At 50.7% G+C, this 4716-nt stretch carries 6 protein-coding genes; all 6 read left to right on the forward strand.

The features are described 5' to 3' along the window. On the forward strand, window positions 1–585 hold a 585-nt coding region (locus Q7J88_RS13580), incomplete at its 5' end, for an ABC transporter permease (protein WP_303722773.1). A 52-nt stretch (window positions 586–637) separates the two neighbouring features. Beyond that, window positions 638–1852 carry a gephyrin-like molybdotransferase Glp gene (glp, locus tag Q7J88_RS13585; RefSeq protein WP_303722774.1) on the forward strand — a complete coding sequence of 405 codons (1215 nt, stop codon included), beginning with the start codon at window positions 638–640 and terminating at the stop codon, window positions 1850–1852. A 3-nt stretch (window positions 1853–1855) separates the two neighbouring features. After that, a complete protein-coding gene (gene mobB, locus Q7J88_RS13590; RefSeq protein WP_303722775.1) occupies window positions 1856–2392 on the forward strand; it encodes a molybdopterin-guanine dinucleotide biosynthesis protein B in 537 nt (178 codons plus the stop codon). A 3-nt stretch (window positions 2393–2395) separates the two neighbouring features. Next, window positions 2396–3364, forward strand: coding sequence for a GTP 3',8-cyclase MoaA (gene moaA / locus Q7J88_RS13595; RefSeq protein WP_303722776.1), 969 nt, complete (start codon window positions 2396–2398; stop codon window positions 3362–3364). 5 nt (window positions 3365–3369) lie between these two features. Continuing rightward, entirely contained in the window at window positions 3370–3798 is a 429-nt protein-coding gene (locus Q7J88_RS13600; protein WP_303722777.1) for an MOSC domain-containing protein, read from the forward strand. 287 nt (window positions 3799–4085) lie between these two features. Next, window positions 4086–4424 carry a hypothetical protein gene (locus Q7J88_RS13605; RefSeq protein WP_303722778.1) on the forward strand — a complete coding sequence of 113 codons (339 nt, stop codon included), beginning with the start codon at window positions 4086–4088 and terminating at the stop codon, window positions 4422–4424. The last annotated feature ends 292 nt before the right edge of the window (window positions 4425–4716 follow it).

Genomic DNA, 4716 nt, shown 5'->3' on the forward strand with positions numbered 1-4716 from the left:
ACCGCCATAGTCATCGCAGGTTCTCTCGGAATACCGGTTGGTTTGTGGTTGGGACTTAACCGTTTTCGTGGTCGGCAATTGCTGATAACATTACTTAATACCATGATGGCATTGCCGACAGTGGTAGTCGGCTTGCTGCTATTCGGGCTATTCAGCCGTCAGGGGCCACTCGGTCCGATGGGCCTGTTGTTTACTCCCTGGGCGATGATCTCCGGGCAGGTGGTTTTGGCTACGCCGATCGTGGCCAACCTGGTTTTGACAGCGGTAACCGGTGCCGACAGCCGTATCATCAATACGGCTTTAACCCTCGGTGCCTCGCAGTTTCAGGCAGCGCGGCAACTGCTGCGAGAAATCCGCTTTGGGGTGATGGCTGCGGTGATCGCCGGTTTCGGCCGGGTGATTGCCGAAGTTGGTATAGCAATGATGCTGGGCGGAAATATCCGCAACAGTACACGGACAATGACCACGGCGATCGCGCTGGAAACCAGCAAAGGCGAGTTCGCCTTCGGTTTGGCATTGGGAATTGTATTGATGACCGTGGCCTTGCTGGTCAATTTAGGATTGAACATCTTACAACAACGCTAAGGCATTTTTTGAAGTTTCAGTTAAAAACCTAAAAGGATATAAGGATAAATAGATGCTCAGTTTTTATCAGGCCAGAGACCTAATCGTCGATTCTGTACGGCCGTTGGCGGTCGAAAAAGTCTCTCTGCTCGACGCAGCCGGACGGGCAACCGCTGAAGACATTGTCGCCAACCAGCCGCTGCCGTTGTTTGACAACTCGGCCATGGATGGCTACGCGGTACGGGCCGAAGATTGTGTTTCCGGAAAAACCTTGTCGGTGCAGGGATACATTCCTGCAGGCGGTAAGCTCAATTGTAAGGTTGAGCCGGGCACTGCGGTTAAGATCATGACCGGAGCCCCCATCCCGCCGGGAGCCGATGCCATTGTTCCGTTTGAAGAAACCGAAGAATCACCCGATCGTGTGACCATCCTCGGCAAAGTAAAACAAGGCGATCATATTCGCTGGAAAGCCGAAGATATTAAACCGGGCGATCGCATCATCGACAAAGGAACCGTGCTGCGGCCAGCCGAGATCAGTTTGCTCGCCTCCTTCGGCATGTCGATGATCAACGTCCATCGCCGGGTCCGGGTGGCAATCCTTTCAACCGGCGATGAGTTGCAGGAATTGGACGAGCAGCCAATCGAAGGCGGCATCATCAACAGCAACTCGTGGGCTCTTGCCGCCGCGATTCGCGAGATCGGGGCTGAACCGTTGATGCTCGGCATCGCCCGCGATAACCGGGAGAGCTTGCTGCAAAAAATCGGCGATGGTCTGCAAGCCGATGTGCTAATCACCTCTGCAGGGGTTTCTGCCGGAGACCGTGACTATGTCCGTGAGGTGCTTGAAGAGCTAGGTGTCGAGCAGAAATTCTGGAAGATCAATATCAAACCAGGAAAACCGACCGCCTTCGGTATGCGCGGTACGAATCCGGTCTTTTCCCTACCCGGCAACCCGGTTTCGACGATGATCACTTTCGAGGAATTTGTTCGCCCTGCCCTGCTGAAGATGATGGGGCATCGCACCCTTTTCAAGCCCCTTTTCAAGGCAAAACTACAGGAACCGGTAAAAAAGAAATACGACCGCCTGCAGCTGATGCGGGTGGCTGTGGAATTGAACGAGTCGGGAGAAATGGTGATCGCAAGTTCCGGTGACCAGAACACCGGCATTCTGCGCACCATGATTTATGCCCAAGGGATTGCCCTGCTCGCCCCTGACCGAGACCACTATGCTGCGGGTGACAGCCTCGACGTGCATCTACTCGGCGCGGCAACCGCTTTGGGGTATTGAACCATGAATAACACCTTATCTCCGGCAGTATCCTTTATCGCCCGCTCCGGAACTGGCAAAACGACCCTGGTCACCAAGCTGATCAGCGAACTGAAAAGTCGCGGCTACAAGGTCGGCGCAATTAAACATGACGCCCACAAATTTGAGATTGATCATCCAGGCAAAGACAGCTATCGCTTTACCGAATCGGGCGCCGACTCCATGCTGATCAGCTCCAGCAGAAAGCTGGCGCTGGTCAAGCAGTATGAGAAACCGCCACAGATCGAAGAGATGATTCGCGACTATTTTGCAGATGTCGATATCGTGCTGATCGAAGGATTCAAGCAGATCGGTCTGCCGAAGATCGAGGTTCATCGCCAGGAGCATGGCGCCACCCTGCTCTGCCGCGGAGAGAAGTATGACTCATCGTTACTTGCTGTCGCCAGCGACAGCGAACTGGATCTGGATGTGCCGCTGCTCGACTTGAACCGACCAGACCAAGTCGTCGATTTTTTGGTCAGTTCATTCGCCTTGCAACCCTCGACAAAACAGACGGCCTAATCTATGAACGACGCCCTCGGCCGAACCATCAATTATCTGCGTCTGTCGGTGACCGATCGCTGCAACCTGCGCTGCCGTTATTGTATGCCGAGCGAAGGGATCGCCAAAATCGACTGTGGTGAGATCTTACGACTGGAAGATTTCTACCGCGTTGTCGAAGCAGCAACTGCGCTCGGTATCAGCAAAGTCAGGATCACCGGTGGCGAGCCACTGGTCCGCAAAGGCGTAATTGACCTGATCGAAAAAATATCCCAACTCGACGCGATTAACGAAGTGACCCTGACCAGCAATGGCTTGCTGCTGGAAGCGTCTGCCCAACAGCTTAAAGCTGCCGGGGTGCAAAAGGTCAACATCAGCCTCGATTCGCTACTGCCTCAGGTTTACCGTGAAATCACCCGTGGCGGCGATTTGCAGAAAGTTCTTCGAGGCATTGAAGCAGCAGAAGCCGTCGGTCTCAAAATCAAACTCAATATGGTGGTGATGCGCGGCATTAATGACCTTGAAGTTCTCTCCTTCGCTGCGCTCAGCCAGCAAAAAAAATGGGCGATCCGCTTTATAGAGTATATGCCAACAATCAAGGAACCGAACTGGCAACAAAAAATGGTTCCGAGCAAAGAACTGCTAACGCAATTGGAGAACAAATTTTCCCTGCAGGCGTTGGAAAACAATCACACCAGCGGACCGGCCAAAATGTACCAAATCGCAGGAGCTCCTGGTACCGTTGGCGTCATCAGTCCGATGAGCGAACATTTCTGTCACCGCTGTAACCGCATCCGGGTCACCTCCCGCGGTTTTGCTAAAAGCTGCCTGTTCAACAGGGACGAAGTTGATCTGCGGCCAGGTTTGAGGAGTTCCGATTCCACAGTTCTGGTCGAAACACTGCGAGAGGTAATCCATAATAAACCCGAGAAGCAACAACCGATCGACAATCCCGATGCCAAAGCCTTTAACATGGCATCCATAGGAGGATAAAGAAAATGGCAACAGTAGTCGCAACTTGTATCAGTAAAAATAAAGGCGAGCGCAAAACACCGGTCTCCCAGGTCGAATTGCGCGTAAACCACGGCATTGTCGGCGACGCCCACGCGGGCGACTGGCATCGTCAGGTCAGCCTCCTCGCCCAGGAAAGTATCAACAAGATGCGTGACATGGGACTTGATGTTACCACTGGCGATTTTGCTGAAAACCTGACTACGGAAGGAATCAATCTGGTCGAATTGCCGATCGGTTCTCAGTTGAAAATCGGCGACTGCCTGCTTGAAGTCACTCAAATTGGGAAAGAGTGCCACACCCGCTGTGCTATCTATCATCAAGCTGGAGACTGTGTCATGCCGAAAGAAGGAATTTTTGCGAAAGTTCTGCAGGCGGGAACGATTTCAGCTGGAGCGATAATTGAACAAATGTAGGTAGGAATAGAACTTAGTTTAAAGCCTCAATCGCAGCACGGTTAGGTCTTTTCTGTTACCTGAAGGGGCAGCTCACGCAGAAAAGAGAGGTTTCTTCCCTATTATAATCATTAGTGGCATCTATTTTTAGATGATAACAAGGGCCCATAAGCCCAAAACGGTTAAGCCCGTAACCTCTATAAATACTGTTCATCGAATAGGCAACGGGTGCGGGTTGAACCAAGAGCCTTCTTTATCTATCATGACATATACCCATCTTTCATCTTGCAAAAAGAGATGTTCTTGAAATGAATAAATCTACGAAAGCCTGTTTATTATCAGCACTGGTATTCCCCGGCGTGGGCCATTTTTACCTAAAAAAGTACTTTGTCGGCTCTCTGTTGTCTTGCGGGTCTCTCCTGCTACTCGGTTTTATCATCAGCAGAGAAGTTGAGAGGGCTTTGCAAATCCTCGACAAGATCCTGCAGGGTGAAGTTCAACCCGATTCAGCAGCTATCATTGAAATGCTATCCCGTCAGGCTGCAGGAGCCGATATGCGCATGGTAAACATTGCTTCACTTGCATTGATATTTTTGTGGATCATAGGAATTATTGATGCGTATATGGTCGGTCGCAAGTCAGATTAAAACTTTAGACATCGACAGAAACTGCGTACAAACTAAAATCAATCCGCTGAAAGTGAATAAAGCATAAGCCTGATACAAAATTTAACACAATTGAAGCTTTCTCTTTACACCCATTTTTTTCTTATTTATTGTCACGTAATCAGGAGATGCGATAAGCCCAAACTGAAGAGTCTAGCCTTGCCCTCCCCCTCTGCTTGGCTGGACTCTTTTTTTCTGTTTTAACTGTGCGGATAATCGCACGATGAATGCCAAAGAAAGTAGGAATGATATGAGTAGTTTACCAAATTGCCCA

It is taken from the genome of Malonomonas rubra, from assembly GCF_003247215.1.
GTDB classification, from domain to species: domain Bacteria; phylum Desulfobacterota; class Desulfuromonadia; order Desulfuromonadales; family Geopsychrobacteraceae; genus Malonomonas; species Malonomonas rubra_A.